Origin of the sequence: Pseudomonas sp. R45(2017) (genome assembly GCF_002112305.1) — a bacterium.
Taxonomy (GTDB): domain Bacteria; phylum Pseudomonadota; class Gammaproteobacteria; order Pseudomonadales; family Pseudomonadaceae; genus Aquipseudomonas; species Aquipseudomonas paraglycinae.
The window spans coordinates 393,905-419,906 of record NZ_NEHH01000002.1; the positions used below are offsets into that span (position 1 = coordinate 393,905).

A 26,002-nucleotide genomic window follows, 5' to 3' on the forward strand; every position below is an offset into this window, starting at 1 on the left:
GGGACACACGGCACAGCCACTCTTACCGAGTGGTTTAAAACCGCCAGACCAAACCACCACCCAATACATGCAGCGCTGCGTTCTTATACTCGCCGGATACCGTGCCTCCGGAGCGTGATTTGGTCTGTTGCACGTCCATATCCCCCAGGTAGATCAGGGTGTAGCTCATGTGCACGTCCAGGTTTTCTTGCAGCGTGTAGTTGAATCCGGTTGCCAGACGCCATGTCTCATTCATGGGGTTATCGACAGTGCGATCCTTGTCGTCGACGGCGGAAGAGTCATAGGCGACGCCGATATTCCAGCGCAGCTTGGGGTTGATCTGGTTTTGCGCGCCGACGGAAACATGCCAAGTGTCCTTGTATTGCCGATCGGCAGTGCGCGCGGTCGATGCGGCATCGGTGTCAACCTCGACACCCAACTTGCCGAAATCACTCCAGTCTTGCCAGCCGAGGCTACCCAGCAATGTCCACTGAGGATCGAGCTGGTAAGAAATACTGGTGGTGACTGTCTGAGGAACATTCATGTCGATATTCAGTTGATCGACGTCAATACGGTTCAGCGCGACTCGAAGCAGAGGATTGGTGATGTTTTTCAACTCGGGCCGGTCTTCAAATTCCAGTTTGACCTTGCTGGTCCATGCAATCCCGAGCTTGGTCCTTTCGTTTAGTTTGTAAAGCAAACCGATATTCGCGCCCGTGCCCCAGTCGGTGTCTTTGTAACGTAACTGCCCATCGTCAGCGTTGCCCAGGCCCAGCACGTTGTTATTGACCGCTACTTCAGTGCGGAAGTAGCCCAGCATGAAGCGTGGTCCAAAGCCGATCGACAAATCATCAGAAATTTTATAGGCGTAGGTCGGCTGGAATGAAACGCCGATAATTGCAGACTCTTGAGTGAAATATCGTCCTGCCCAGTCGTCGTCATAGTCCAGTGCCAGACCGAAATTGCCATACATCCCGAAGCCGATAGTCGAACGATCATCAAGTTGATGGCTGACGAAAAAACTACTGCCCGGAAGATACTTCAGTGCATTGCCGCCCTCGTTGCCACTAAAGGTATTGTCTCCGTCACGGGAAAAACTCACGTCACCCAGGATCACTTGGGCATTGAAGTTGACCTGGGTGCCAGCCAACTGACTGATGCCGGCCGGGTTGTTCATCAGCACACTCGGGTCTGTGGCCAGCACTGCCGCCCCGGCGTTCGCAAGGCCCGTGCCCTCGTGGCCTGCTTCATAAATCATGATACCGCCCGCCTGGGCGGACATGCTGCTGAGCAACAAACTTGTAGCACCGAGAAGTGACAGGCCTTCGCGCAGGGCGTTTCTAATGGTGAGTTCCGATCCAGAGCGGCGCAAAATCGTGACGGACATGAGGGTCTCTCCTTACTGGGCGGCAGGGCAACCGTTACCGGGTTTGCTGGCAGTTCGGCCCACCAACGCTGCCAGTCGTTTGACGTTGTTTTGCTGGGCTGCTACCAGATCATCAATGCTGACACCGGATGCGGTTTGCAGGACGCTGCGACAATTCAGCGAAAATGCCCCGTCGGCACTCCGCAAGCGCCAATTAGCGTCCATGAGAGCGTATTGGCCAGGAACCGAATCGAAGCGTTGCACCTCCACGCGTAGTAGCACTTTTCCATTAACGCGGACGTTGTTGAGCTGATCACTCAGTGCACTGCGTAGCTCTTCGGAAAGACTGGCGGCCCACCATTGGGTTTCGAGGATTGCCAGCCCGCTGTCGCCTTGGCGAATCACGATCTGCGGCCTGTCGACTTGCGGCGGCACCGTCATGCTTTCGATCTGAATTTCGCCAACGACGCTGTAGGAGGGGCCCGCCGGTTGCGCCGGGGTCAAGGTGTGGAACGAGATTGGATCGCTGCGGCATGCTGCCAGCAGCAACAGCATGCTGGCCAATGCTGAAATACGTCCTGACTTCATCGGTTTCGCTCCTGCGCTTAGTTACGTGGCGGCCCTTTCAGGTCCAGTGGCGCGGCATTGGCGGGGCGTCCGCGAATCAGCGATTCGGGGTTGCGTCCCAAGTAATCTGAGAGTTCACGCAGAGAGCGCGACATGCGTCCGAGTTCATCAAGTGTTTCAGTCAGTTTTTCCCGCTGCGGCGAGTCTTCAGCCAGCGTCGCATTGGCCGACTGCAAGGTTTTGCTCATGTCGGCAAGCGTGCTCTGTACCCTCGGCAACGTTTTGGCATTGAACTGTGTAAGCCCTTTGCGCAGTTCGGTCAGGTTGCCATCAAGATTGCTGGCAATTCGCTCGACCGGCAGCTTGTTGATCTTGTCGACCATGGCCTGCAATTGCTCTTGCAGCAGTTCCAGGCTGCCAGGCACGGTGGGGATCGCAATCGGCCGTGCGTTGATGTCGAACGCCACCTTCGGCGCCTTTGGAAAGAAATCCAGCGCAATATATAACTGACCAGTGAGCAGGTTGCCGCTACGTGCTTGCGCTCGCAAACCGTTGCCGACAAAGGTGCTGAATATCCGTGCAGTCCCCGCTATGTCCTCCGGGTCGTGTTTCAGCACCTTCAGCAGTTTTGCGTGTGCCTGGCCCAGCCGTTGCGGATAAATCACGATGCCTACATTGACCGGAAAGCTGCGTTTGGCCTCATCAAAATCAAGATTGACCGAGACAACCTTGCCAATCTCGACACCGAGAAACTCGACCGGCGCGTCAACCTTGAGCCCGCGCATCGCCTGATCGAAACGCAAACTGAGGTATTGTGCCTTGCCATTGGGAGGGGCGAGGGCGGCTTCTTGATTCGCGAACAGTTCGAAGTTCTTGTCCTCGCCTGCGGCCGTGTCGTTCGGACTGAACTCGGGCGCCCGAAAAGCAATGCCACCCACCAGTAAGGTCGACAGTGATTCGGTTTTCAAAGCGAAACCGTTGGCACCTACATTTACGTCGATACCGCTGGCGTTCCAGAAACGAGTATTCTCGGTGACATAGGCGTCGTTCGGCGTATGAATGAACACTTCAATACTGACGCCTTTACCATCGGGGTCCAGCGCATAAGCCACGACTTGGCCCACCGGTATCTTGCGGTAGTAGACCGGGGAGCCGATGTCCAGGGAGCCGAGATCTTCGGTGTGCAGGGTAAAGCGTTTGCCCGGTTCGCCGTAGGTAATCGGAGGCGGATTTTCCAGCCCCTTGAACGTTTTTGCCCGCGTGTTTGACTGACCGATATCGGCGCCGATGTAGTCGCCGGAAAGCAGGGTGTCGATGCCGGACACGCCACCCGCGCCGATACGGGGTCGCACTACCCAGTATTTGGAGTCTTCGCGAGTGAAGCCTTCTGCCTGTTTGGCCAGTTTGATCGTGGCGTTCACGCTTTTCTGATCGTCGCTCAGACTGACATCCGAGACGTGTCCGATCACCACATTGCGGTACTTGACTTCGGTTTTGTTGGCGGTGAGTCCATCACCTGTTTTAAACGTCAGCGTGATGGTCGGCCCTTCCTGAAGAATGCTGTGAACCACCAGTGAAATGCCTACCAGCACTGCAATGATGGGTACTATCCAGACCAGCGAGACGCCGAATCGACGCGTCTTGAGCGGGGCCTGTCCCGGGGTATGCGGCTTGTCATTGGTGGATGACTTCATCCATGAACTCCCTGTCTTGCCGATTGTGTTGGTCCCAGATAAGGCGCGGGTCGAAACTCATCGCCGAGAGCATGGTGAAGACCACCACCAAGCCAAAAAACAGAATGCCGGCACGTGGTTCGATGTCGGCCAGTGCGTCGAACTTCACCAATGACGCGACCAGTGCCACGACGATGACGTCGAGCATCGACCAATACCCGATGACCTCAACGAACCGGTACAGACGGGAGCGTTCCTTGAGCGCCCATTGGCTGTCGCGCTGAACCGTGACCAGCAGCAGCGTGATCGCGACAAACTTGATACCGGGCACGGCGATACTTGCAATGAAGATGATCAGCGCGATATCCCAGGCTCCGGCCTCCCAGAACTCCAGCACGCCGCTCATGATAGTGCTGTCAGCGCCGTTGCCGACCATTTTGGTATTCATGACCGGCAGCAGATTGGCCGGAACATAGAACGCCAGCGCCGTGAACATATAGGCCCAGGTCCTCGTCAGCGAATCGGGCTTGCGGCGATGCAGGGGAGACCCGCAGCGTTCGCACTCATGGGGTTCGCCCGTCATGTCGCACGCCTGGCCGCAACTGTGGCAAAGACACAAGTTAAGGTCATTGGCATTGGGCGGCATGTTCATAGGATGTCCCACAGTTCGCGGATATCGCGCCCGGCAATGCGGATCATCATCAGGCTCAACACGGCGAGAGCAAACAGGCCAATACCCGGCAACACGTCCAGCAGCCCGGCAAGTTTGATCACCGCGACCATGGCCCCAAGAAGGCAGACTTCAAGCATGCTCCAGGGTCTAAGGGTTTCCAGCCATCGCATGCAGAAGCGGAAACCGGGGGAACGACGAGATTTCAGCGCAAAGCCCAGCACCCAAACCAGCAGCAGCAACTGGATAATCGGCGCAATGATCATGGCTACTGCGGCTACGAGTGCTATGAAAGTGATCGGTCCAAGGCTCAACGCCACGACAGAATCCCATAGCGTCGCACTGTTTTTCAGACCTTTGAGGCTGATGCTCATCACCGGATAAAAATTAGCGAAAATCCACACCACCAGCGCTGTGAGAGTGAGCGCCAAACGCTGCTCAATCGTCAGTCCGTTATAGCGCTGGAGCACGCCGCCGCAGCGCACGCACCAAGTCTTCTGATTCTTGATGAGCACGCTGCGCTCGTAAACACCGTCGCAGTGCTCGCAAATGATCCATCCCTTGTCATTTCCCATCGGGTACGCTCGGCGGACTTTAGAGACTGGAAAAACTTCAATGAGAATAGAAGTGCTTTAAGGTTCAGCAACTTTTTTTATTTCAGTATCTGATGAAAAGCACGAGATCTACTTCGATTGGCGATCAGGGCAAAAAGTTGAGCTATACATAAACGGCTCGTCTATTGGCTCATCAAAAGCCAGGACGTTTGCAGCCATGCATTGATCGAATGGGCTTCGCGAAATTTCGCACACCAGGGAGATTCAAGAATGAGAGCAACGCTTTTGATGGGGTCGGTATGTCTGGCTACGCTAGCCATGACCGGATGTTCAAGCAAGCTGACTCAGCCTGATGAGTACTCGGGTTTCCTCAAGGATTACAGCCGTTTGAAGGAGGAAAAATCCCCCTCGGGTGCAGCCGTGATGCGCTGGGTTGATCCCAAGCTCGATCTGAACAAATACTCGAGCGTTTACGTAGAGCCGAGCCAGCTTTACCCCAAACCACAACCTACCGACAAGATTCCGCAAAGCACACTCAACGGCATCACGTCCTACTACGACTCTGCACTCAAGCGTGAGCTGGGCAAGTCCCTGCCTTTGGCCAATGGCCCAGGCCCGGGCACCATCGTTGTGCGAGCGGCTATCACGGCTGTCAGCAGCAAGACTGAAGGGCTCAAGCCATACGAAGTGATTCCAATCGCGCTGGTCGCCGCTGCAGTGAGCACTGCGACTGGTATTCGTGACCAGGAAACTACGATCGCCACTGAAGCCGTATTTCTGGATGGCGGCAATAACGCGGTGATTGCTCAGGTTGTGCGCAAAGGCACTGGCCAGCCGCTGGAGAACGACAGCCAAATCATGAAAGCGACAGATGCGCGCAAGGTATTGGACGAGTGGGCGGCGGACCTTCACCAGTCGTACCTGAAGTTGAAAAACAAGTAACGTCGGACTGACTTGCTAACCCTTCTGTCCTGTCAACCATGATGAGGGGCAGGGCAGGTGGGCTGGCACTCAGGATTTGGCAACCAGGGTTGTATAGCTTCCAGGAGGCCACGACCTCCACGTCGCAAATTGGTGAGCAGCGTCAGCCATGTCAGCTCGGTAATGATCACATGTGATGCGGGAATCAAGCGCACTTCACCCGCAGTACCGCCAGCGGGACCACCATCAGGCATGTAGATCGTCAGGAGCTCGCCGACACTTTCGAGCACCAGACAGACGCGCCACCCTTCACCTTCCGCGATTAACCCGACCTTTGAGCCGTCGTCATTTTCCAGCCCGGCCATTCGACTCGCGGCGTCCTTGACCAGTTGATACCCGGGCAAATTGCCAAGGACCTTGTTTTCAATCGCGTCGATAGCACGCGACGCGGCTGTCGTCTTCGCCAGCAGGCCAGCCAAAAAACACAGCAGAATCAAACCCGCCAAGGTAGCCAGGCTTAGTAGCGTAACACCGGCGATGTCATAGCCGGAGAACATTGGCAAAAGCTTTTGCACCGGGCCTCGCAGAAGGTGAATGGCTTTTTCGATCAGCACGAAAATGAGAACCAGCGGCAGGATAAAGATCAGGCCACCGAGCACTGTAGTCTTGAAGAACTTGAACATAGCCCGCTCCTTCATGAATGGCTGTAGCGCGCAACTGTGATTGACTGGCCTGGAACCGGCCAGCCCCCTTCACCTTAGGCTACAAGTCGTAACCGCACTCATTTCAATGCCGGATCCGCAATATTCATTTTCTTCCAGGACTGCAAGACTACCTGTGCCTTGGGTTCCTGCCCGCTGTTGAGATACCACTCGATCAGCGATAGCCGCGCGTTGCGATTGGCAGGTTGCACCTTGAGCAAACGCTCCAGTTGCGCACAGGCTTCATCCACTTTGCCATTCTCGTGCAGAGCAACTGCCAGAACGTAACCGTACTGTGCATTCTGCGGCTCCAGTTGCGCAGCCTTGCTGAGGGATGGCATGGCCTCGGCGGTTTTTCCCGCGCGGATCAAGGACAGTCCGCGAGTATGGTGCAGCAACGCGGCGTCAGGGTGTTGTTTGAGGCTTTCATCAAGCAGGGCTTGGGCTTCCTGACTGCGGCTGTTGCCTTCCAGCCATTGCACAAGCGTGACCAAAGCGGGGTAGAAGTCCGGATCGCGCTTGATTGCCGTGCGCAGTAGCCCCTCTACTTCGCTGGAACGACCATTGGCTTGATAGAGCATCGCCAGGTTGAGGTTGGCTTCCGCGCGCTCCGCCAGACTCTTTTGCACGGCTTCGTACTCGGCAATTGCGGCGTCCCAGTTGGGCTGTGCCGGGCCAAGTCCGTTGCGAGCGACACTCAACAGATCCCGTGCCGCCACGATGCGCACAGCTTTGACCGAATCACCCAGTAGCGGCGTCAAAAGAGAGGTCCGCTCCGGCGGCGGGAGAAACGCGCTGACTGCGCGTACTGCGGCTTCACGGACTTGCGGCTCCGGATTTTTCAGGTCCTGCGTTGCCAGCTTCAACGCTTGATCACTCGGATACAGCGCCAGCTCCGCCAACAACGTCGCACGCTGAATAGCCGGTAGATTGCTGCGCTGCAACTGCTCGTATAACGCCTGCGCTGCACCGGGTTGGCCATTGCGAATCAGTCGCAGGCTTTCGTCGTAACGCGGCGCCTGCGGGGCAGTCGAGCTGTTCCACAGTTTGAATTGCGCGGTGATCTTGTCCCCGGCCTGGCCTTGGTGACAAGTCAAACAGGCGTCCTGAGTGCCGAGTTTTGCCGCGCGTTCCGGGTTGGGAATACTGAAGCTGTGGTCATGCCGGAAATCGTTACCCATATAGAACTTGCCGGGCATGTGGCAATCGACGCACTGTGAACCAGGCTGGCCCATGGCGTGGCGGGTGTGTTCAACCGAGTCGTAGTTTTTTGCCTGGAGGCCTTTACCATCGACACCTTCGACGGCGGTTTTCCCAGCGGTGTTATGGCATTGCAAGCACACTCCGTTACCCGGTGCTTTCAACTCGCTGCTATGCGGGTTATGACAATTGCTGCAGCGCACGCCTTTGTCGAACATTTTGCTTTGCAGGAACGAGCCATGTTCGAACACTTCATCCTTGATTTTGCCGTCCAGTGAGTACAGCTCGCGGGTGAGGGCGCTTGGCAGGTAATCGTCCATCAAACGCTTTCCTACGGTGTAGCCATCACCCAAGGGCGCGCGGCGAGCGTGGCAGCGGGCGCATGTCTCGATTTCGACGGTGGCGTTCTTGTCCTTAAGGTTGACGTCGAAACCAGCATGGATCAGATCTGTTTGCTTCGCTGTCCACTCAAGGTGGTTCGACGCCGGACCATGGCACGCCTGACAACCGACGCCAAGACTGTTCCAGTGACTGGCGAAAGTGTTGCTGGCGGCATCGAAGTTGCGCTTGAAACCGGTGGTGTGGCACTCAACGCACATGAAGTTGGCGTTCTGGCTCGGCTTGCTCCAGTGCAGTGGATTCTTGAAATTCACACCTTGGCCTGCGTAGAGATGAAACCAGCGATGCTTCTCGGTATCCCAGGCGACACCCAGTGCCTGCAAGCGACCTTCGCCGACCTCGATCAGGTATTGCTGGAGCGGCGCGATGCCGAAGGTGTAAGCGACTTTGAAATCGGCGTTCTTGCCATCGAGCCCCGGTGCATTGACCCAGAATTCGTCGCCCTTGCGCACGAAACGGGTGGTCTCGTTTTCGGCTTTGAAGGTGACGTTGTTAAAGTCACCCAGCATGGTTTCGGCGGTGGCCGGTTGCATGGCCAATTGGTGGTGTGAGCCTTGCCAATCCTTGGCCTGTTCACTGTGGCAACCCTGGCATTGTTGTTCATCGACCATCGTCGCCGGTTTGGCTGCGACCACCGGTACAGACTTGGCTGGTTGCACCACGGGGGCGCTGATCTCCACATACTTGCCCGACGCGGGTGCCGGGCTTAGCAGAAACCAACCGATTCCCGCCACGGCAGCCAGCAGCACGCCGATAGTGACGGGAAACAGGTAGCGAGAAATCGAGGTCGGTGCGGCGTCAGGCTGGTTCGGTGCGGCTCTGTTTTTATGCTTGGGCATTGCGACTTCCGTAGTCCAGGTCCATGTGCCTTCAGGCAAGTATCGAGCTAATGCAGCTTTAGCCTGCTGGCAGGCGAGTGTCAAATGTTCAACGGGTAATCACTGGCCGACGAACCAGCGAAAATACGGATTACCTCCGTCACCACTCATGACTTCCCGGATATCGCGTGCCCAGGCGTCTCGGTCACCGTCATAGGCATGCAGGCTGGCTCGATAAAACTGCATCAGGCGTTGGCGATGGGCTTCCATACGCTGGGTAAAACCTTCGTCACCATTTACCAGAGGCGGCGAAACGTGCAGGTCCAGCAATGCTGGAAGTACCCGGGTGATCTCCTTGGCGCGCACCCATGGTGCGTATTCTATGCGCGGCTGATCGTCTGTTACGGCAGGCGCGTCGGCGGCGAAACGCTCAAGACCGGCCCGGCCGGTGACCCAGGTTGACAGCAACGCTGCGGGCGAGCCAATGCCGACGTCTTGCAATGTGCTACGCACCGAATCTTGCTGAAAACGTTGGCTGATTTTTGTCACGTCCAGTTCGATTGGCTCCATCGACCCCACCAACAACATTTCATGAAATTCGCTGGTCCAGACATTCGCATAAGGAAATACATCGAGAAAACTGCGCACCAGTGAGCGCGAGTCTTCAATATTTTGTGTTGGCAAAGGCAACCATTGAGCGACCAGGCCATGTTTCTGCAAACGGCTGGCGGCCAATTGATAGAAGTCCCGGGAATACAAATTCACTACACCGGCGGCGGAGGGTGGTGGTGGTTCGAGCGTAATCAAGTCGTAGCTTTGCGGACTGCGCAGGAGCTCCTGACGGCCGTCGCGCAGACGCACATCGACACCAGGATCGCTGGCCGCGTTGAAATTTCCTTTGAATAATGGGGCGGCCTTGATCACGGAGGGCAGCAATTCCGCGACTACTCGATGCTCCAGCCCTGGATATTTGAGCAATGCACCTGCGGTGATTCCGGTACCGAAACCGATCACCAAAGCCGAGCGGGGCTCGCCATTGTGGATGAGCAACGGCAGCAACGCCTGAATGCGCATGTAGCGCAGTGACGGCATCGCGTCGCCGGTGTTTGAAACCCCCTGGATATAAAGGCGCTGGAATGCATTTTGTCCTTTACCTTGGGTGACCACCGCAACCGTACCGCCGCGCCCCTCTTCGTAGAATGCCAGCGTTCCATTGCGAGCGCCGGGTAACAAGCTCGCCAGCTTATCGACCGGCGTTAACAGTGCGAGTGCTACCGATACCAGGCCGAGTGCAACAACAGCCTGGCGCCGTCCTTTTTTCACGCCGTGTCCTTTGCGTACCGCCAGATAACCGATGGCCGCCGCGATGACCGCAAGCAGGCCCAAAGTACGCACAAGGCCAAGCAAGGGAATCAGCAAAAATCCGCAGAGCAGCACCCCGATGATCCCGCCAAGGGTGTTGAAGGCGACCACCGCACCGACATCTCGGCCAACTCGCCCATTGCCGACGCTCAGGCGTAACGCCAATGGAAATGCAGCTCCGAGCAACAGGGTCGGCAGAAACACAATGCTCAGTGCGGCAACTGCAAAACGGGCACTCATCCCCGCCAGTTCAGCGGCGCCCAATGCCAGCAGCCAAATCTCGGCCTGAGTCTGCGCCATCACCAACCAACGTCCGAGCAGAGCGATTTCCAGCAGCGCAATCAGCCCGGCGCCGACGATAAGCAAACCAAACACGCCCCATGGATCGCGGATCCGATCAACGCGGCGGGAGAGCAGGGCGCTCCCGAGAAACAGCCCGGCAAGATACGTCGCCAACACCACGGCAAATGCGTAGGTACGAGTACTCATGAATTGCACGATCGACTGCGACCACACCACTTCATAGCCCAGGGCCACACCGCCGGCTACTGCGTAGAGCCACAAGGCTGTGCGATCGGGGGATTGCTCGGAAAGGTGCTTGACCGCAGCAGCCTTCGTTACCGGCTGCTGATGCTGCCACCAGAGCGCGCCGGCGGCAGCCAGCAGATTGAACATGGCGGCGAATAGCGCGCTGCCCCTGACACCGAAGGTGGCAACCAGTACAAACGCGGCAAGCAGAGTACCGGCAATCGCGCCGAGGGTATTGGCTGCGTACAGTTGGCCGCCGGCCTTGCCCGGGGCTGATGCCAGGGATCGCACCAGCACGGGGAGCGTACCTCCCATCAGCAAAGCAGGGACGCCCACCAGAGCGAAGGGGAGTATCCATGCCAGCACGCCGACATACTGCTGCAGCCAGGCAAACACCGGGGCAGAAAGGCTAAGTGCGAACGTTGCGCCGACACCTAGTGCGGCAACCAGCACTTCCAGAATGGCGTAGAGCACGACAGGTTGATGCAGGCGATCTGCCCAGCGGCCGAACAGCCAGCCACCGAACGCCAGACCCGCGAAAAATGCGCTGATGCCCGTGGTGATGGCATAGACCTCAACACCAACCACCAATGACAACTGCTTGATCCAGAGCACTTGATAGATCAATGCCGCCGCACCGGATATGCACAGCAAAAGCGCGGGGACGATCAGGGCTATACGAGAGGGGCCAGCAACAGACATATCCGGGATTTCGCTAGTAACTCGTGAAGACATTGCACGACAGCCTTATTCCGATTCGAAAGTGCTTAACGTTACTCGGGCTTTACCGGGGGCCTGGAGGACAAAGCGCTTGTCACTGAGCAGGTTGGCCCGCATCGGCGGGATAGATACGCTTCCATTCTGTCGCCATATCGACAACCGTCCAGCCCCGCTGCCTGGCTTCATCAAGTGCCTTGTCCAGACGACCAATCTGCGACTGACGGTCATACGCCCATTCGCGTTTGGCATCGGTGTGATGTACCAGACCCATGAAGCGTTTGCCAGCGCCGGCAGCAGTCCATTGGAGCATCTGCAGGTCACCGTCTGAGTTGCCAAATGCCAGAATCGGGCGTCGGCCGATAATATTGTCGATGCTCACGGGTTTGCCCGGCCCGTCGTCGTTATGCGCCAACTTCGGGTTGCGCAGGATGGATGCCTTACCGTCCTTGAACTGGTACGACGTGTCGAACGTTGTGCCGATGACCTGCTCGGGCGGGATGCCGTAAACCTTTTCGGCGAAGGCGCGCATGAAGCCTGTGTCCCCACCAGAGACGATGTAGGTCTTGAAACCTTCGCTGCGCAGATAATCAAGCATCTCGAGCATCGGCTGGAAGATCATCTCGGTATAGGGTTTACCGGTCTTTGGATGTCGGGCCTGCGTCAGCCAAGTCTGGGCATAGTCATTGAATTCTTCTGTAGTCATGCCACTGTGCGTCGCACCGACGATTTTCAGCAACCCATCCATGCCGGTCGCAGCCAGCGCTTTATGGTCGTTTTCAAGCACAGCCTTGAAAGGCTGAGTGGTTTTCCATTCAGGGTGCTGCGCCGCCGTGCGTTTGACCTCGTCGAATGCGAATAACACTTCGAAATACGCCGGCTGCTCGCTCCACAAAGTGCCGTCATTATCGAATACAGCAATACGCTCGGCTGGTTTGACGAAATCCTTGCTCGTCTGGTCGGTTACCGACTGGACAAATTCGATGATGCTCTTTTTTGATGGGCCGTCATTCCACGAAGGCAGTGGCTCACCGGCTTGAACCAGATTTGGCAGCGCAATGAGCAACAGCAGGATCAGACCGAAACGACGGAGATGCAGATTCGGGAGACTCATGAGTAATCCTTGTCATGAACGGGGTTGAGCGGTCTCAAGGCTGGTTTCGGCAAGCCTTGTTTCTCTTTGGCCTGACTGTGCAGCTTAGCCAAGGATTGAGGAAGTTCACGCAACGCTTGGTCTTTATTGGTTTTTTCGCCATAAACGGCGCTTAACAGCGTTTGCATATGTGGGTCGAGTGCCGCGAGCTTCACGCCGAGTCGACCTCGGCGCAGCCACAGATATATAGCGGTCAGTTGAGGAGGCCGGCCTTCGACCTGCGGTCTGATTTGCCGCCAGGCGTAGTCGGCGGATTGCAATCGTGCCTGATGGCGCGCTTGCTGACGGGTTCGCAAGGCGCGGTAGCCACGAGTCAGCAATGGCCGGGCGAACCAGACGCCGGCGATCAGCAAGCTCACAAGTACCAGCCAGCTCAACCACCGGGTGGAAAGATGCAAGCGACTGTCTTGCCCGAGTTGCCTGAGGTCCTCTGCGATCGAAAACACAGGTTTGTAGGCATTGTTTGCGGTGGCCTCAAACGTCACCGCAGGAACTTGAGCGGTACGGACCTGATGGGTGCCGGAGTCCCACCATTTCACTTTGATAGCGGGCAACATGTGAGTGCCGGCGCTATCGATACGGTAACTGGCGCTGTCGATCCGTTCACCACCAAGCAAAAAGCCCCGCCCATCGTCCAGATTGCGTATCTGGGGTGTTTTCAGATAACGGCTCAGGCCGTCAACTGTGCCCAACGGTGGCACCGGCAGCGTCATGGCAAGGGCATTGTCGGCTTGTAGAGTCAACTGCCGAGTAATGCTGTCGCCGACTTTCAAGGGCGAGGCTGAATTGATTATGCGTTGGCTCAATCGCAGTCCCGTTGCAACCAGAGGTATTTCATCCGGCTCGAAGCCCGGCGGTTGGGCCGCGCTGAACTGTACTATTTGACTGGAGGCGCTCTGTTCCTCTGTCGCTTGCCCCGGTGTGGCGCGTACGGTCAGCGCCGGGATTGTGAATTCGCGGGCGACATTCGGTGTGATCAGATAGCGATAACGCATGCCGCTGAACGACTGGCCATCGAGCGTCTGATTGAGGTGCTCGGCCTGGCCATCGGGAGGTAATACCCGCGCGCCATCAAGTACCAGCTCAGGCAGGGTGGGAGCGCTGGTAAACCAGGTGTCTGTCAGGATGTCGAGTTGTAACTCCAACATCTCACCGACCATTGCACCATCGGCAGGCTGCAAATGGGTCCGGACCTTGAGTTGGGGCTCGGCAGCGAGGGCGCTTACGCTGCACAGCAAAAAGGAGGTCAACGCGAGTGAGGCGGTGAGTCTCATGGCGTGGCTCCTGCTTGGTCCTGCAAGCGGAATTTCTGCTTGAGAAACTTCGCAGGGGAGGTTGTCAGGTTTTGTAACCACAGAGCATCCGAGGTTGCCTGTTCGGTTTCAATCGTCTTGCTTTGGCCTTTTCCCGGTGCCTTGTCGAATTTGACCTGGTCCGGTTTGGTATCGGGGGCATTTTGCTCGGCGCTTTCGGTATCTTTCTGCAAAGCCTGCGCCAATGCGAGGTTAGCGCTGGCTTCTGGAAACTGCGGTTGCAGTTTCAATGCCTGAGAGTAAGCGGCAATAGCCTCATCGAACTTGAATCGGCGCACATAAATGTTGCCCAGATAAAAATAGGCTTGCGGCGTATCGAGGCGGGCGAATGATGTCAGCGCCAAGTCGTAATCGGCCGCTTTGTAGGCTGCGATACCTTTCCACAACGGGTCGGTAAACAGCTCTGCTGCCTGGGGGAAATGCTCATGTTCGAACGCCCACCGCCCTTGCTGATCCCGGGTGAGAAAAGCATCTGTCAGCGCGTTTGCCTGCGCCGGTGCGCTCGGCCATCCGAGCCCGATTGTCAGCAATAGCGCCGGCATCCAGTTGACACGCCACCCCTTGCGAACACTGAACAACGCCAGCAGTAGAAGCGGCCAGCACAACCAATAACCGGCATCCTTCCAGTGCAATACTCGCTGTTCTTCACTGGCACTACGAAAGTGTTGTTGAGCGTGTCCTTCGATCCAGTCCAGATCATCATTGGTAAGTGTCAGACTGCCCAGCGGTGCGTCCAGGGCAGCAGCCAAATCCTTGAGCGCGGCCGGATCAATACTGCCGATTACAGGGCGCCCGTCAGCTGCGGTACGAGGCTGGCCGTTGCTGTCGAGAATCACACTACCGTTTTCATTTCCGGCTGCCAGCACAAGAACCTGAAGCGAGCCGCCCTGCAACTGTTTGCCGAGGTTTTCTGACTGGGTGGTGTCGGCACCGTCGGTGATCAACAACAGGGTGCCAGGGGTTTTCTCAGCGTCCAGCAAGCGTTTCGCCTGTTCGATCACCGCCGCAACGTCCTTGCCTTGCTTTTCGATCAGTCCCGTATCTAGCGCCTGGATGAACGTGTCCAACAGTTCTGGGTCGTTCGTCGCAGGCAAGACCAGATGTGCGGTTCCTGCGTAGGCGATCAGTCCGGTGCGGGCGCCGGCTCTTCGCTGAATCAAGTCATGAAGTTTATGTTTGACCGCTTCCAGCCGCGTAGGCTGAATATCATTGGCATCCATCGACGGAGACAGATCGAGGGCGATGATCAACGGTGCACGATTTTCCAGAAAGTCCGGGCGATCCTGTTCCCAGGTCGGTCCGGCAGCAGCCACTGCGCCAAGCACCAGCAGGGCGCACAGTAAATGTACCGGCCGCAGTCGTTGACGGTCCTGTGGCGTGAGTAACAGATGTGGCAGCAAATGCTCTGCAATCTTGCCACGCAGGCTGCGCTGAAGATCGCGACTTTGGCGCCAGATCCACGGCAGCAGTGCTCCGAACGCAGCCAACAGAAGCCATGGCGGACGCAGGAAATGGAAGTCGCTGAGGTTTATGTCCATCTCACACCTCCTGACGCCGGCTCGAGTTGACCATACGGGGCCCGAGCAGCGCGGATATGTGATACAGAGCCAACAATACGAGCGCCGCCCCCATCGGCCAGAAGAACAACTCACGCTGGGATTGGTGGCTAAAAGTTTTGACCTGGTGCGGGGTGAGGCGGTCGAGTGTGCTGTACACCTGATCAAGCGCGGTGCGATCTTCGGCCCGAAAGAATTGGCCGCCTGTGGTTTTGGCAATACGCTCCAGCTCGCTCAGATTGACTTTGGCTTCGCCCGTAGCACCGGGATCGCCAATGCCGATTGTATGAATCATTACGCCCTTGGCACCGGCCATTTCCGCGGCGTGACCCGGCGTAATTGCACTACTGGTGTCGTTACCGTCGGTGAGCAGTATCAGGATTTTTTCCTGTTCCTGGGCTTTTTCCAGCATTTTGAGGCCAAGACCAATGGCATCGCCGATCGCGGTATTGGGCCCCGCCATGCCAATGCCAGTGTCGTTCAGCAACAGTGACAGGCTAGCGTGATCGAGTGTCAATGGCGCCTGAGGGTATGCGCCGCTGCCAAATACGATCAAACCGATGCGATCCTCCTTGCGTTTGTCGATAAACCCCTGCACGACGGCTTTGACCGCAGCGAGGCGATTGGTCTTTTGTCCATTAGCGTCAGTGAAGTCTTCGGTCTCCATTGACTGCGAAATATCGATGGCCAGCAGCAGATCCCGCACGGGTTGTTGTCGCTCGATAGGCTTTTCAATGAACACGGGGCGAGAGGCGGCAACCAGTAGCAGCGCCCATATCACCAGATTCAACAGCAATTGCCAGCGATTGCCGCGGCTGCCAGCAGATGACGGCGTCTCACCCACCGCGCGGCTCATTGCGTTGAAAAAGGGCACGCGCAAAGCACTTCGAGCTTCACGGTAGGCGGGCAGATAACGGTAAGTAACCCAAGGCAACGGCAAAAGAATCAGCAACCATGGATATTCAAGCTGCCACATGATGCCGCTCCACCCATAGTCTACAAGTATCAAATAATGCATCGCGCCGGGGGGCGGGGAGGGCGAGCAGGGTGGCGTCCGGGGCATAGGCCAGCGTCGCGAGTTGTTGCGCGAACTTCTCGGGGAGCGGCTGATCGACGTGGGCTTGAAGGAAAATCTGCCACTCAGAACTCTGCAACGCTGCAGCAGCGGCGCTCGAGGTAAGCGATCTTGGCCCCTGCATAGACAGTGCTACACGCTTGAGCAGTTCAGGCAGTTCCCGGAGCGCATACAACTCGTCACTATTGGTGCGCAACTGCTCCAGCTGTGCCAGCGCCTCGCGCCGGTAGCGATCACGACGCCATTGAATCAAGCGCCTGGTGCCAATGATCACGGCAGCCAGTAGTAAAGTCGCCAATAGCAACCACCAACCCCAGGTTTGCGGCGAATAGCTGACGGGCGGGGGCAGCGCCAACTCCTTGAGTTGCGCGACACTCGGAACGTTCGCGCTCATGGTCGTCCCCCCGGTTGTTTACCCAGCTCTGCCCGCAATTGAGTGAGCGACTCTTCGGCAGTACTGAACATCATCAACGGTACCTGGCTGCGGCGGAGCAGGGTGGCAACATCTTTGAGCCGTCCGCCGAGATAGTCACCCAGTGGTTGATGCACCTGACGGCGGCCCACCGCCAGCTCCACCTGTAATTCGCCTTGAGTCACCAACAACCTGCCGTCGGTTGGCAGATTTATCGCAATCGGGTCATAGACTTGCATGGCAATCACATCATTGTGTGCCGCCAGTTGCCGCATCAGTTGCAACGTACGCTCACCCGCACCTGCGAAGTCGCTGACGATGCATATCAAGTGGTCATGGCCGGCCAACGCCAGGCAACGCTGCAGAACCTTGTCGAGTTGATCGGCGTCTTCGGCATCGGGACTGGACGCATCAAGCTCCTGATTCTGCGCAGCGATACGACTGCATAATGCCTCCACTCGCTTGCGGCTGCGCAAGGGTGAAATGCTGTCGATACGGGAGTCGTTGAACACCAGACCACCCACTCGGTCGCCAGCGTTGAATACAATCCACGCAGCCAGCACCCCAAGTTCGGCAGCGACGACGGACTTGAAGCTGCGCTGAGAGCCGAAGAACATCGACATGCGTTGATCGACCAGAATCAGAGCAGGGCGGTCGCGTTCTTCTGTGAAAGTGCGCACCACAGGCTTGCCGGTACGCAACGAAGCCCGCCAGTCCAAATGCCGCAAATCGTCGCCGGGCTGGTAACGGCGCAATTCGTCAAAGTTCAGGCCTCTGCCACGCAAGCGCGAAGCATGATTGCCGGCGAGAATGCTGCCCTGAGGTTGACGCGCAGCAAAGCTGAGCCCTCGAGCCGGAAACTCCAACGCCATCAATTGGGCGAGAGATACATAGACAAACCCGTCACTGCTCATGCCGGAATAGCTACCTTGTCCAGTATCCGATCCAGCACTTGGTCAGCCGTCACTCCATCGGCCACTGCGTCATAGCTAAGCTGTATACGATGACGTAGCACCGGATGCACCACGGCGCGCACGTTATCCGGCGAGACGAAGTCCTGGCCTAGCAACCACGCATCGGCGCGGGCGCAGCGATCAAGGCCGATGCCACCACGCGGACTGGCGCCAATATTGATCCAGCGGCCCAGATCTTCGTCATAGTCAGCCGGATAGCGGGTGGCATTGATCAGGTCGATTAGATAACGGTCAATGGCGGGCGAAACATGTATGGCGCTGACTTCCTTACGCGCTGCGAAGATCACATCCTGGGCGAGCTCGAAGTTGTTCTTGGACGCTGTGTTCGAACCTTTGGTGAATTCTTCGTCGCGTAGCAGGCGCAGCACCTGACTTTCATTTTCAGCGCTGGGATAATCGAGCAAGACTTTCATCAGAAAACGATCCATTTGCGCTTCCGGCAGCGGGTAGGTGCCTTCCTGCTCAATGGGGTTTTGGGTCGCGACTACGATAAATAACTCTGGCAAAGGATGACTGTTGCCGGCTACGGTGATCTGTCGTTCCTCCATCGCTTCAAGCAACGCGGCCTGAACTTTGGCCGGTGCGCGATTGATCTCGTCTGCAAGAATCAGGTTGCCAAACAGCGGGCCCGGTTGGAAACGGATTTCATTGCGACCCTCGACCTGATGCAGTACCTCTGCACCAGTGATATCTGATGGCAACAGATCCGGCGTGAACTGAATGCGGCTCATCTTTGCATCAAGATGCTTGGATAGCGCCTTCACCGTGCGCGTCTTGGCCAACCCTGGAAGACTTTCTAGCAGCAAATGCCCGTTAGCCAGCAACCCCAGCAAAATCTGACGGATCACCTGATCCTGCCCGAGCACTGACTCAGAGATATTGGCCTGCAAAGCGTTGAGGTCGGTCAGTGCACTCATTCGAAATCCCTTATGAAATGGAGGCTCAAGGCTTGCGCATAAACGAATCGTCGCAGACAAAGATAGGCCAGGAATTTGATCAGCGCTTGTGTATCGGGAAAAAGTTGAGGCGATGATCCGACCCGATCGTAGTGAGGAGCTTCGGCAAGTTGGCGGATACGCTGGCGAGCGGGGCGTCGTTATCTACGCCGTCAACGCACAGGATCTGACCTGTGATAGAAAGAAAATACGTAGAGTGGCCGAGCTAAGAATTCCACTATGAGAGCACGGTGGTGGTACAAGGCTAAGTCTGGCACCGGAGGTTCAGGTGCGTAATCTTTATTTAAAAGCAGATGATTCAGATAAAATGTGGTTTCGAGCAGGGGACTTTGGGCCTCTTCTATAACTCAACTAAACGGTCATTTAGTCGAGTTATTACAGATCGTATTGAAACGATGGAGCAGGTCATGAATCCACGCCCGATTAATGCATCGAGCCTGATTGCGTCACTGGACCTTGAGCCTCACGTCGAAGGTGGTTTCTTTCGCAGAACCTACCGGGCCGATCATCGGGACATGCTCGAAACCGCTGGTGGGCCGCGTTATCTGATGACGTCGATCTACTACTTGCTGACTGCGGAATCGCCAGTGGGCCAGTTTCATTTCAACCATTCGGACATCCTGCATTATTTCCATCTGGGCGATGCCATTGAGTACAGCTTGATCCTTGAAGACGGTTCACTGCAGACGTTGGTGATGGGCAGCGATGTTCTAGCCGGACAACATTTGCAATTGCACGTACCGGGCGGAATCTGGAAAGCCTCCAGATTGCTGAATGGTTCGAACGGATTTGGTTTGATCAGCGAAGCGGTTTCACCAGGGTTTGATTTCGCGGATATGGAAATGGGAAATCGGCGGAAGCTCACAGCGCAGTATCCGCAGCATCGAGTGCTGATTGAAAAGCTGACGCGTGACGAGGATTGAGCGCAGCACGTTTCAAATGGAGAGATCTGCAGGCACCAAGGATCAGGTCCTTTGAGAGCGATGCTGGAGATTGAAATGGTGTGCGCAACCGGGCTGACTTCGTAATACTTTGTTACGTGTAATGTATATTATGTTAAATTATGTGTCTGGGCGGAACTTTATGAACTCCCGCCTAAAACCATCTGATCCACCTCGGCAATCAGTTGAACAATTCATAGATCTCAGAAACCAACTGCATCGTCGCATCCTCGACCGTTCCTTCATTACGGCACAAAACCCAACCATGATCGGCAGCTGCTTGCTCGAACATCTCCGTACACGCGACATGCTCTGCGTGCTTTTGAATCACAGTACCGCCCAGTCCTCTGGATCGTGCCGTTGCCCTGGCCCATGAAATATCCGGCGTGGTGACGACGCCGACATGCAGGTCAGGCACCTGCACGTTTTGCTCGATATTCAACTGGAGAATCTCTGCAAACGGGACGGTATGGCGAAACGCGGCGTCAGACGGATACCAGCGATCGATCAAGACAATGCTGCCCAGCGGCTGCTTAGTCAGCACGTGCCGGGAGATCCAGCTGCGGCTATCAGCAAAGCGCTGGCACACAGCCCACTCCAGATCCCGGGAGGGATTTCTGGCAATTTCGTTAACGAGGGCCATCGTGGCACCCCGGTACGGATCGCTTTTTCTCTCGCAAAGCCGGATGACTTTCTTGTTGTCGGCCCTCAGTACTGCCGTAACCGCTTCCAATAATGTGGTTTTGCCGGTTCCTTTTGGCCCATCCAGAGAAATAAACAGCGGACGATTCATTTTTCACACAACGATTGAGGCATTGATGACCACTCTATCCTCATTTCTGCAATTCGATCAGCTCATCCCTGCCCTTTGCCTAGACTTGCTTCCCAATGATGTTCGCCAGACCTTTCGACTGCCAGGGAATCACATAAGGAGCCACCCCATGTCAAAGCTATATCCCGGAATCGATCCTGAAGGGCTTATCGAGTACTCAGTGGTCTACACCGACCGCTCGTTGAACCACATGTCGCAGTCGTTTCAGGCCGTGATGAAGAACATTTCCCAGACCCTGAAACAGGTCTACAACGCCGAGGCCGTTGCGGTGGTTCCGGGCAGCGGCACATTCGGCATGGAAGCGGTGGCGCGACAGTTCGCCACCGGTCAGCAATGTCTGGTGATACGCAACGGCTGGTTCAGTTATCGCTGGAGCCAGATCCTTGACACCGGCAACATCCCGGCAGCCACGACGGTGCTGAAAGCCCGACCGGTAGAAACGGGTCGCCAGGCTGCCTACGCCCCGCCACCTCTGGACGAAGTGCTGGCAGCCATTGCGGCTTCGAGGCCGCAGATTGTCTTCGCCCCCCACGTTGAAACCTCATCAGGGATTATCCTGCCCGACGAGTACCTGCGGGCCGTCGGCGACGCCGTGCATGCGGTGGGTGGGCTGTTCGTGCTGGACTGCATCGCTTCCGGCACGCTTTGGGTTGATATGCACAAATGCGCCGTCGACCTGCTGATCAGCGCACCGCAAAAAGGCTGGAGCGCCTCCCCTTGCTGCGCTCTGGTGATGTTCAGTGCTCTGGCCCTCGAACGCATCGAGCAAACGCAAAGCAGCAGCTTCGCCTGCGACCTGAAAAAGTGGCTGCAGATCATGCAGGCCTACGAACAGGGCGGACATGCCTACCACGCGACCATGCCCAGCGATTCCCTCGCGCGGTTCAACGACGTAATGAAAGAGACGCAGGTCTACGGTTTCGACAAGGTCCGCGACGACCAGCAGGTTCTGGGTGACCGGGTGCGCGCCATGTTGGCCGGCAAAGGCTTTAAAAGCGTGGCCGCAGCCGGCTTTCAGGCGCCAGGCGTCGTGGTGAGCTACACCGATGATGCCGATATCAAAAACGGTAAGAAATTTGCCAGCCACGGCCTGCAGATCGCCGCTGGGGTGCCGCTGCAATGCGATGAACCGGCCGACTTCCAGACCTTTCGTATCGGTCTGTTCGGACTCGAAAAGCTGCACAACATCGAGCGGACGGTCAGCACCCTCGAGCGGGCACTGGATGAGCTGATGGTTAGCTAAGCTTTCATCTCGGCCGCAGCCAATACTGTTCCCGCAGATCCTGTCTGGCGGGAACCACCAGGCCGTGATCAACCTGTCATAAATTCCATATCTGCTGGCAAATAGAAGACTTTTCCACTGTTCCAATAGCACCTGAGGTGCCGCGAAGACAAGGCCAGCGTCGATCCGTCGCACCATTGAGCGCCAAAACCCCTTTCATTCTGATTTAGTGATTTAACTAGGTAGTTACCTAACTATATAATGCCCTCCTCATTTCAACGGGACATTCAACGTGAAGCAGAGTCAACGCCTCTCGGGCATATCAACATTCATTCTGGTCGGGCTGGGCGTGATCATCGCCCTGCTCGGCCTGGCACTGGCCGCTGGCGGTGTGAAATTGGTCAGCCTGGGAGGCTCCTGGTACTTCCTGGTGGGTGGTCTGGCGATGGCCATTTCCGGTCTGCTGATCGCACGTCGCAAGCCTGCCGGCGCCTGGCTGTTCGCGGCGTTTCTGCTGGGGACGGCGATCTGGGCAGTGATCGACGCAGGGCTGGTGTTCTGGCCGGTGTTCTCGCGTTTGTTCATGTTCAGTGCCGTGGGCCTGGTGGTCGCGCTGGTTTATCCGCTGCTTAAACGCGCCAATGGCGACGTTGCGGGTCGTGGAGCTTACGGCGTTGCCGCTGTTCTGGCGGTTGGACTCGCGGTAGCTGCCGGCAACATGTTCGTCGCACACCCGACCGTTGCCCCTACTGGCACCGGCCCGGGCCTGACGCCGGTCGAGCCGGAAAAAGCGCAGAAAGACTGGGCGCACTACGGTAATACCGAGGGTGGCAGCCGCTTCGCCGCGCTGGACCAGATCAATCGCAGCAACGTCGACAAGTTGAAAGTCGCGTGGACCTACCACACCGGCGACATCGCCGAGAGCGACGGCAACGGCGCCGAAGACCAGCTGACTCCGCTGCAGATCGGCAACAAAGTCTTCATCTGCACCCCGCACAACAACCTGATCGCACTCGATGCCGACACCGGTAAAGAAATCTGGAAAAACGCGATCAATGCTCAATCCAAAGTCTGGCAGCGTTGCCGTGGCATGGCCTATTTCGACGCCAGCGCCGCCGTCGCCAAACCGGCCAGTTCGCCGGTTACCGAGACCCCGGTCGCACCCGCCGCCAACTGCACGCGCCGTCTGCTGACCAACACCATCGACGCCCGCCTGATCGCAGTCGATGCCGACACCGGCGAGTTCTGCCAGGGTTTCGGCACCAACGGCCAGGTCGATCTGAAGGCCGGTCTGGGTGATGTCCCGGACAGCTACTATCAACTGTCCTCCGCGCCGCTGATGGCCGGCACCACCGTGGTGGTTGGCGGTCGCGTTGCCGACAACGTGCAGACCGACATGCCGGGCGGCGTGATCCGTGGTTTCGACGTGATGACCGGCGCCATGCGCTGGGCTTTCGACCCGGGCAACCCGCAGGATAAAAAGGCACCGGCCGATGGCAAAACCTATGTGCGCAGCACGCCGAACAGCTGGGCGCCGATGTCCTATGACCCAGCGACCAACACGATCTTCCTGCCGATGGGCAGTTCGTCCACCGATATCTATGGTGTCGAGCGCAGCAAACTGGATCACACCTACGGCGCTTCGATCCTGGCGCTGGACGCCAACAGCGGCGAAGAAAAGTGGGTCTACCAGACCGTGCACAACGACCTCTGGGACTTCGACCTGCCGATGCAGCCAAGCCTGATCGACTTCACCAAGGACGGTAAAACCGTGCCCGCGGTAGTCATCGGCACCAAGGCCGGGCAGATTTACGTGCTCGACCGCGCCACCGGCAAACCGCTGACCGACGTTAAAGAAGTACCGGTCAAGGCGGCCAACATTCCGAACGAACCTTACTCGCCGACCCAGCCGAAATCGGTGGGCATGCCGCAGATCGGTGCCCAGCACCTGACCGAGTCGGACATGTGGGGCGCCACGCCGTACGACCAGCTGCTTTGCCGCATCGATTTCAAATCGATGCGCTACGACGGGCTGTACACCGCGCCGGGCACTGACAAATCCCTGAGTTTCCCGGGTTCGCTGGGCGGCATGAACTGGGGCAGCATTTCCACTGACCCGGTGCACGGTTTCATCTTCGTCAACGACATGCGTCTGGGCCTGTGGATTCAGATGATCCCGTCGCAGAACAAAGGCCAGGCAACCTCCGGCGGTGAAGCGTTGAACACCGGTATGGGCGCCGTGCCGCTGAAAGGCACGCCTTACGCAGTGAACAAGAACCGCTTCCTGTCGGTTGCCGGCATTCCGTGCCAGGCCCCACCGTTCGGTACGCTGACCGCCATCGACATGAAAACCCAGAAAGTCGCCTGGCAAGTTCCGGTCGGCACTGTTGAAGACACAGGTCCCCTGGGCATCCGCATGCACCTGCCGATCAAGATCGGTCTGCCAACCCTCGGCGGCACCCTGTCGACCCAAGGTGGCCTGATTTTCATCGCCGGCACCCAGGACTTCTACCTGCGTGCGTTCAACAGCGCCAACGGTGAAGAAATCTGGAAAGCGCGTCTGCCGGTTGGCAGTCAGGGCGGCCCGATGACGTATGTGTCGCCGAAAACCGGCAAGCAATACGTGGTCATCACCGCCGGTGGTGCTCGCCAGTCGACCGACCGTGGCGACTACGTGATGGCGTACGCCCTGCCGTAAACCGCAGCGCCCTCCTTCACTTCACTTGTGCGCGGCACCTTCGGGTGCCGCGTCGTTTCATGTCCTTCGCTCTGGATTTCAGCAATGTCATTGGCTGTTCGCTTTTCTCACGCCGGCGTATTCACCGGCATGCTGTTCGGTCTCACCTGCGGCGCTGCCCTGCCCGCCCTCGCCGATACCGATTCGAACGTGTTCACCCGCAGCACCCTGACCGGCGACTGGGGCGGCCTGCGCCACCAGCTCGATAAAGACGGCATCAAGTTCACCGGCGATTACACCGGCGAAACCGCCTACAACGCCGACGGCGGCCTGCATCGCTCGGCGCGCTATTCGCAGAACATCAAGCTCGGCGCGCAGTTCGACCTGAGCAAACTGTACGGCGTCGATAACGCCGGCAAGATCCAACTGACCATCAACGACCGTCGCGGCAACAGTGCTTCTGAAGATCTGGTCGGCAACCGTTTGCCGATCCAGGAAAACTACGGCGGCCTCTACACCCGCCTGACCGAGCTGAGCTACGAGCGCAGCCTGTTTACCCCGGCACTGAACGTCAAACTCGGCTACATGGCCATGGGCAACGACCTCGGCGGGCTGGACAGCGGCATTCTCTGCAACTTCATGAACGCCGGTTTCTGCGGTCATCCGCTGAACATGTCCGGTGGCAGCGGCTGGACTAACTACCCCAACGCCCACCTCGGCGTACGGGTGAAATACGACCTCTCCCCTGCCTGGCAACTGCGCGTGGCCGCGTTCAATGTCGACCCGGAAAGCAACGGCAATTCCAGCCGCGCCTGGCACCTGGGCCCGAAACACACCACCGGCACGGTGGTGCCGATCGAGCTGGTCTACAAGCAGGCAGGCAAACTGCCCGGCGAGTACAAGGTCGGTTATTACTACGACAGCTCCGACGTTAAACGCATCGGCAGTGACAAGGAAGTGTCCGGACGCGGCGGCCATTACGTCCTGATCGACCAGGCCGTCTGGGCCTCGGACGCCTCTGAAGGTCGCAGCCTGCACGCCTTCGGCCAATATTCGGCGGCCAGCGAAGCAGCTTCGCCGTTCAGCAAGTGGTACGGCACCGGCCTGGTGCTGTACAAGCCTTTTGAGGGCCGTCCGCGCGACACCGTGGCGCTGGGCTATGGCCGCGCAGTACCGAACCCGCGCAGCCGCGATGTGCAGCAGGACGCCGCGCTGGACAATGGAGTAGCGTTTCCAAACCTGGACAGCGCCGAGCAATTGATCGAACTCGGTTACGGCTATCAGGCCACGCCTTGGCTGACGCTGCGCCCGAATATGCAGTACATCATCGAGCCGGGCGCGTTTTCCGGGAAGGACATCGACAATGCATTGGTGTTTGGATTGCAGGTGAAAGCTGCGCTCTGACGCCAAAGTTTGTCGACCACAAAAAAAGCACC

General features: G+C 57.5%; 21 protein-coding genes. 5 read left to right on the top strand and 16 right to left on the bottom strand.

The features are described from left to right. Positions 1–34: 34 nt before the first annotated feature. The 5 genes from CAF74_RS06070 to CAF74_RS06090 form a co-directional block, all read right to left on the bottom strand. Positions 35–1,261, bottom strand: a complete 1,227-nt coding sequence (locus CAF74_RS06070) for an OmpP1/FadL family transporter (protein ID WP_240871907.1) — start codon at positions 1,259–1,261, stop codon at positions 35–37. Between the two features lie 117 nt (positions 1,262–1,378). Continuing rightward, positions 1,379–1,900 (bottom strand): membrane integrity-associated transporter subunit PqiC, encoded by a 522-nt coding sequence (locus CAF74_RS06075; RefSeq protein WP_240871787.1) that lies wholly within the window; start codon positions 1,898–1,900, stop codon positions 1,379–1,381. A 50-nt stretch (positions 1,901–1,950) separates the two neighbouring features. Beyond that, the gene (locus tag CAF74_RS06080; RefSeq protein WP_085745674.1) at positions 1,951–3,606 is read right to left on the bottom strand and encodes an intermembrane transport protein PqiB; all 1,656 of its coding nucleotides are present in this window, start codon (positions 3,604–3,606) and stop codon (positions 1,951–1,953) included. After that, complete coding sequence (locus CAF74_RS06085) at positions 3,587–4,237, bottom strand: paraquat-inducible protein A (protein WP_085745675.1); 651 nt, start codon at positions 4,235–4,237, stop codon at positions 3,587–3,589. Before CAF74_RS06085 ends, CAF74_RS06080 begins: the two co-directional genes overlap by 20 nt. Continuing rightward, on the bottom strand, positions 4,234–4,830 hold the full coding sequence (locus CAF74_RS06090) for a paraquat-inducible protein A (RefSeq protein ID WP_085745676.1): 597 nt from the start codon (positions 4,828–4,830) through the stop codon (positions 4,234–4,236). The genes CAF74_RS06085 and CAF74_RS06090 overlap by 4 nt, the downstream gene beginning before the upstream one ends. A gap of 249 nt (positions 4,831–5,079) precedes the next feature. Here CAF74_RS06090 and CAF74_RS06095 point away from each other — a divergent pair, with 249 nt between their 5' ends. Then, a complete protein-coding gene (locus CAF74_RS06095) occupies positions 5,080–5,751 on the top strand; it encodes a DUF3313 domain-containing protein (protein ID WP_085745677.1) in 672 nt (223 codons plus the stop codon). A gap of 32 nt (positions 5,752–5,783) precedes the next feature. Here the strand turns inward: CAF74_RS06095 and CAF74_RS06100 are convergent, their stop codons facing one another. From CAF74_RS06100 to CAF74_RS06145, 10 genes are all read right to left on the bottom strand, one after another. Next, positions 5,784–6,413, bottom strand: a complete 630-nt coding sequence (locus CAF74_RS06100) for a hypothetical protein (protein ID WP_085745678.1) — start codon at positions 6,411–6,413, stop codon at positions 5,784–5,786. Positions 6,414–6,511: 98 nt separating this feature from the next. Further along, the gene (locus CAF74_RS06105; protein ID WP_085745679.1) at positions 6,512–8,869 is read right to left on the bottom strand and encodes a tetratricopeptide repeat protein; all 2,358 of its coding nucleotides are present in this window, start codon (positions 8,867–8,869) and stop codon (positions 6,512–6,514) included. A 99-nt stretch (positions 8,870–8,968) separates the two neighbouring features. Then, positions 8,969–11,473: a fused MFS/spermidine synthase gene (locus tag CAF74_RS06110; protein WP_085745680.1), complete on the bottom strand. Its 2,505-nt coding sequence runs from the start codon at positions 11,471–11,473 to the stop codon at positions 8,969–8,971. Positions 11,474–11,552: 79 nt separating this feature from the next. Then, positions 11,553–12,569: an HAD family phosphatase gene (locus CAF74_RS06115; protein WP_085745681.1), complete on the bottom strand. Its 1,017-nt coding sequence runs from the start codon at positions 12,567–12,569 to the stop codon at positions 11,553–11,555. Then, positions 12,566–13,882 (bottom strand): BatD family protein, encoded by a 1,317-nt coding sequence (locus CAF74_RS06120; RefSeq protein WP_085745682.1) that lies wholly within the window; start codon positions 13,880–13,882, stop codon positions 12,566–12,568. Before CAF74_RS06120 ends, CAF74_RS06115 begins: the two co-directional genes overlap by 4 nt. After that, positions 13,879–15,459 (bottom strand): VWA domain-containing protein, encoded by a 1,581-nt coding sequence (locus tag CAF74_RS06125; protein ID WP_085745683.1) that lies wholly within the window; start codon positions 15,457–15,459, stop codon positions 13,879–13,881. The genes CAF74_RS06120 and CAF74_RS06125 overlap by 4 nt, the downstream gene beginning before the upstream one ends. Before the next feature lies 1 nt (position 15,460). Beyond that, the gene (locus tag CAF74_RS06130; RefSeq protein ID WP_085745684.1) at positions 15,461–16,453 is read right to left on the bottom strand and encodes a VWA domain-containing protein; all 993 of its coding nucleotides are present in this window, start codon (positions 16,451–16,453) and stop codon (positions 15,461–15,463) included. Then, entirely contained in the window at positions 16,440–16,946 is a 507-nt protein-coding gene (locus CAF74_RS06135; protein WP_085745685.1) for a DUF4381 domain-containing protein, read from the bottom strand. Before CAF74_RS06135 ends, CAF74_RS06130 begins: the two co-directional genes overlap by 14 nt. Continuing rightward, positions 16,943–17,878: a DUF58 domain-containing protein gene (locus CAF74_RS06140; RefSeq protein WP_085745686.1), complete on the bottom strand. Its 936-nt coding sequence runs from the start codon at positions 17,876–17,878 to the stop codon at positions 16,943–16,945. Before CAF74_RS06140 ends, CAF74_RS06135 begins: the two co-directional genes overlap by 4 nt. Further along, positions 17,875–18,855, bottom strand: coding sequence for a MoxR family ATPase (locus CAF74_RS06145; RefSeq protein WP_085745687.1), 981 nt, complete (start codon positions 18,853–18,855; stop codon positions 17,875–17,877). Before CAF74_RS06145 ends, CAF74_RS06140 begins: the two co-directional genes overlap by 4 nt. Before the next feature lie 446 nt (positions 18,856–19,301). Between CAF74_RS06145 and CAF74_RS06150 the strand changes: the two genes are divergently transcribed. Continuing rightward, a complete protein-coding gene (locus CAF74_RS06150) occupies positions 19,302–19,817 on the top strand; it encodes a cupin domain-containing protein (protein WP_085745688.1) in 516 nt (171 codons plus the stop codon). A gap of 199 nt (positions 19,818–20,016) precedes the next feature. On the opposite strand, the gene CAF74_RS06155 is transcribed toward CAF74_RS06150, so the two are convergent. Then, the gene (locus CAF74_RS06155; protein WP_085745689.1) at positions 20,017–20,628 is read right to left on the bottom strand and encodes a dTMP kinase; all 612 of its coding nucleotides are present in this window, start codon (positions 20,626–20,628) and stop codon (positions 20,017–20,019) included. Between the two features lie 148 nt (positions 20,629–20,776). Here CAF74_RS06155 and CAF74_RS06160 point away from each other — a divergent pair, with 148 nt between their 5' ends. The 3 genes from CAF74_RS06160 to CAF74_RS06170 all read left to right on the top strand — a co-directional run bounded on the left by CAF74_RS06160 (position 20,777) and on the right by CAF74_RS06170 (position 25,970). Continuing rightward, positions 20,777–21,910, top strand: a complete 1,134-nt coding sequence (locus tag CAF74_RS06160) for an aminotransferase class V-fold PLP-dependent enzyme (protein ID WP_085745690.1) — start codon at positions 20,777–20,779, stop codon at positions 21,908–21,910. Between the two features lie 271 nt (positions 21,911–22,181). After that, on the top strand, positions 22,182–24,587 hold the full coding sequence (locus CAF74_RS06165) for a glucose/quinate/shikimate family membrane-bound PQQ-dependent dehydrogenase (protein WP_085745691.1): 2,406 nt from the start codon (positions 22,182–22,184) through the stop codon (positions 24,585–24,587). An 84-nt stretch (positions 24,588–24,671) separates the two neighbouring features. After that, positions 24,672–25,970, top strand: a complete 1,299-nt coding sequence (locus CAF74_RS06170; RefSeq protein ID WP_085745692.1) for a carbohydrate porin — start codon at positions 24,672–24,674, stop codon at positions 25,968–25,970. Positions 25,971–26,002 lie beyond the last annotated feature (32 nt).

What these genes read in the sequence shown, in the direction of transcription:
- CAF74_RS06080 (WP_085745674.1), bottom strand. Translation starts at nt 3,606, where the DNA reads ATGAAGTCATCCACCAATGACAAGCCGCATACCCCGGGACAGGCCCCG.
- CAF74_RS06110 (WP_085745680.1), bottom strand. Translation starts at nt 11,473, where the DNA reads ATGTCTTCACGAGTTACTAGCGAAATCCCGGATATGTCTGTTGCTGGC.
- CAF74_RS06100 (WP_085745678.1), bottom strand. Translation starts at nt 6,413, where the DNA reads ATGTTCAAGTTCTTCAAGACTACAGTGCTCGGTGGCCTGATCTTTATC.
- CAF74_RS06070 (WP_240871907.1), bottom strand. Translation starts at nt 1,261, where the DNA reads ATGTCCGCCCAGGCGGGCGGTATCATGATTTATGAAGCAGGCCACGAG.
- CAF74_RS06135 (WP_085745685.1), bottom strand. Translation starts at nt 16,946, where the DNA reads ATGAGCGCGAACGTTCCGAGTGTCGCGCAACTCAAGGAGTTGGCGCTG.
- CAF74_RS06155 (WP_085745689.1), bottom strand. Translation starts at nt 20,628, where the DNA reads ATGAATCGTCCGCTGTTTATTTCTCTGGATGGGCCAAAAGGAACCGGC.
- CAF74_RS06105 (WP_085745679.1), bottom strand. Translation starts at nt 8,869, where the DNA reads ATGCCCAAGCATAAAAACAGAGCCGCACCGAACCAGCCTGACGCCGCA.
- CAF74_RS06095 (WP_085745677.1), top strand. Translation starts at nt 5,080, where the DNA reads ATGAGAGCAACGCTTTTGATGGGGTCGGTATGTCTGGCTACGCTAGCC.
- CAF74_RS06090 (WP_085745676.1), bottom strand. Translation starts at nt 4,830, where the DNA reads ATGGGAAATGACAAGGGATGGATCATTTGCGAGCACTGCGACGGTGTT.
- CAF74_RS06145 (WP_085745687.1), bottom strand. Translation starts at nt 18,855, where the DNA reads ATGAGTGCACTGACCGACCTCAACGCTTTGCAGGCCAATATCTCTGAG.
- CAF74_RS06085 (WP_085745675.1), bottom strand. Translation starts at nt 4,237, where the DNA reads ATGAACATGCCGCCCAATGCCAATGACCTTAACTTGTGTCTTTGCCAC.
- CAF74_RS06140 (WP_085745686.1), bottom strand. Translation starts at nt 17,878, where the DNA reads ATGAGCAGTGACGGGTTTGTCTATGTATCTCTCGCCCAATTGATGGCG.
- CAF74_RS06160 (WP_085745690.1), top strand. Translation starts at nt 20,777, where the DNA reads ATGTCAAAGCTATATCCCGGAATCGATCCTGAAGGGCTTATCGAGTAC.
- CAF74_RS06120 (WP_085745682.1), bottom strand. Translation starts at nt 13,882, where the DNA reads ATGAGACTCACCGCCTCACTCGCGTTGACCTCCTTTTTGCTGTGCAGC.
- CAF74_RS06170 (WP_085745692.1), top strand. Translation starts at nt 24,672, where the DNA reads ATGTCATTGGCTGTTCGCTTTTCTCACGCCGGCGTATTCACCGGCATG.
- CAF74_RS06115 (WP_085745681.1), bottom strand. Translation starts at nt 12,569, where the DNA reads ATGAGTCTCCCGAATCTGCATCTCCGTCGTTTCGGTCTGATCCTGCTG.
- CAF74_RS06075 (WP_240871787.1), bottom strand. Translation starts at nt 1,900, where the DNA reads ATGCTGTTGCTGCTGGCAGCATGCCGCAGCGATCCAATCTCGTTCCAC.
- CAF74_RS06130 (WP_085745684.1), bottom strand. Translation starts at nt 16,453, where the DNA reads ATGTGGCAGCTTGAATATCCATGGTTGCTGATTCTTTTGCCGTTGCCT.
- CAF74_RS06150 (WP_085745688.1), top strand. Translation starts at nt 19,302, where the DNA reads ATGAATCCACGCCCGATTAATGCATCGAGCCTGATTGCGTCACTGGAC.
- CAF74_RS06125 (WP_085745683.1), bottom strand. Translation starts at nt 15,459, where the DNA reads ATGGACATAAACCTCAGCGACTTCCATTTCCTGCGTCCGCCATGGCTT.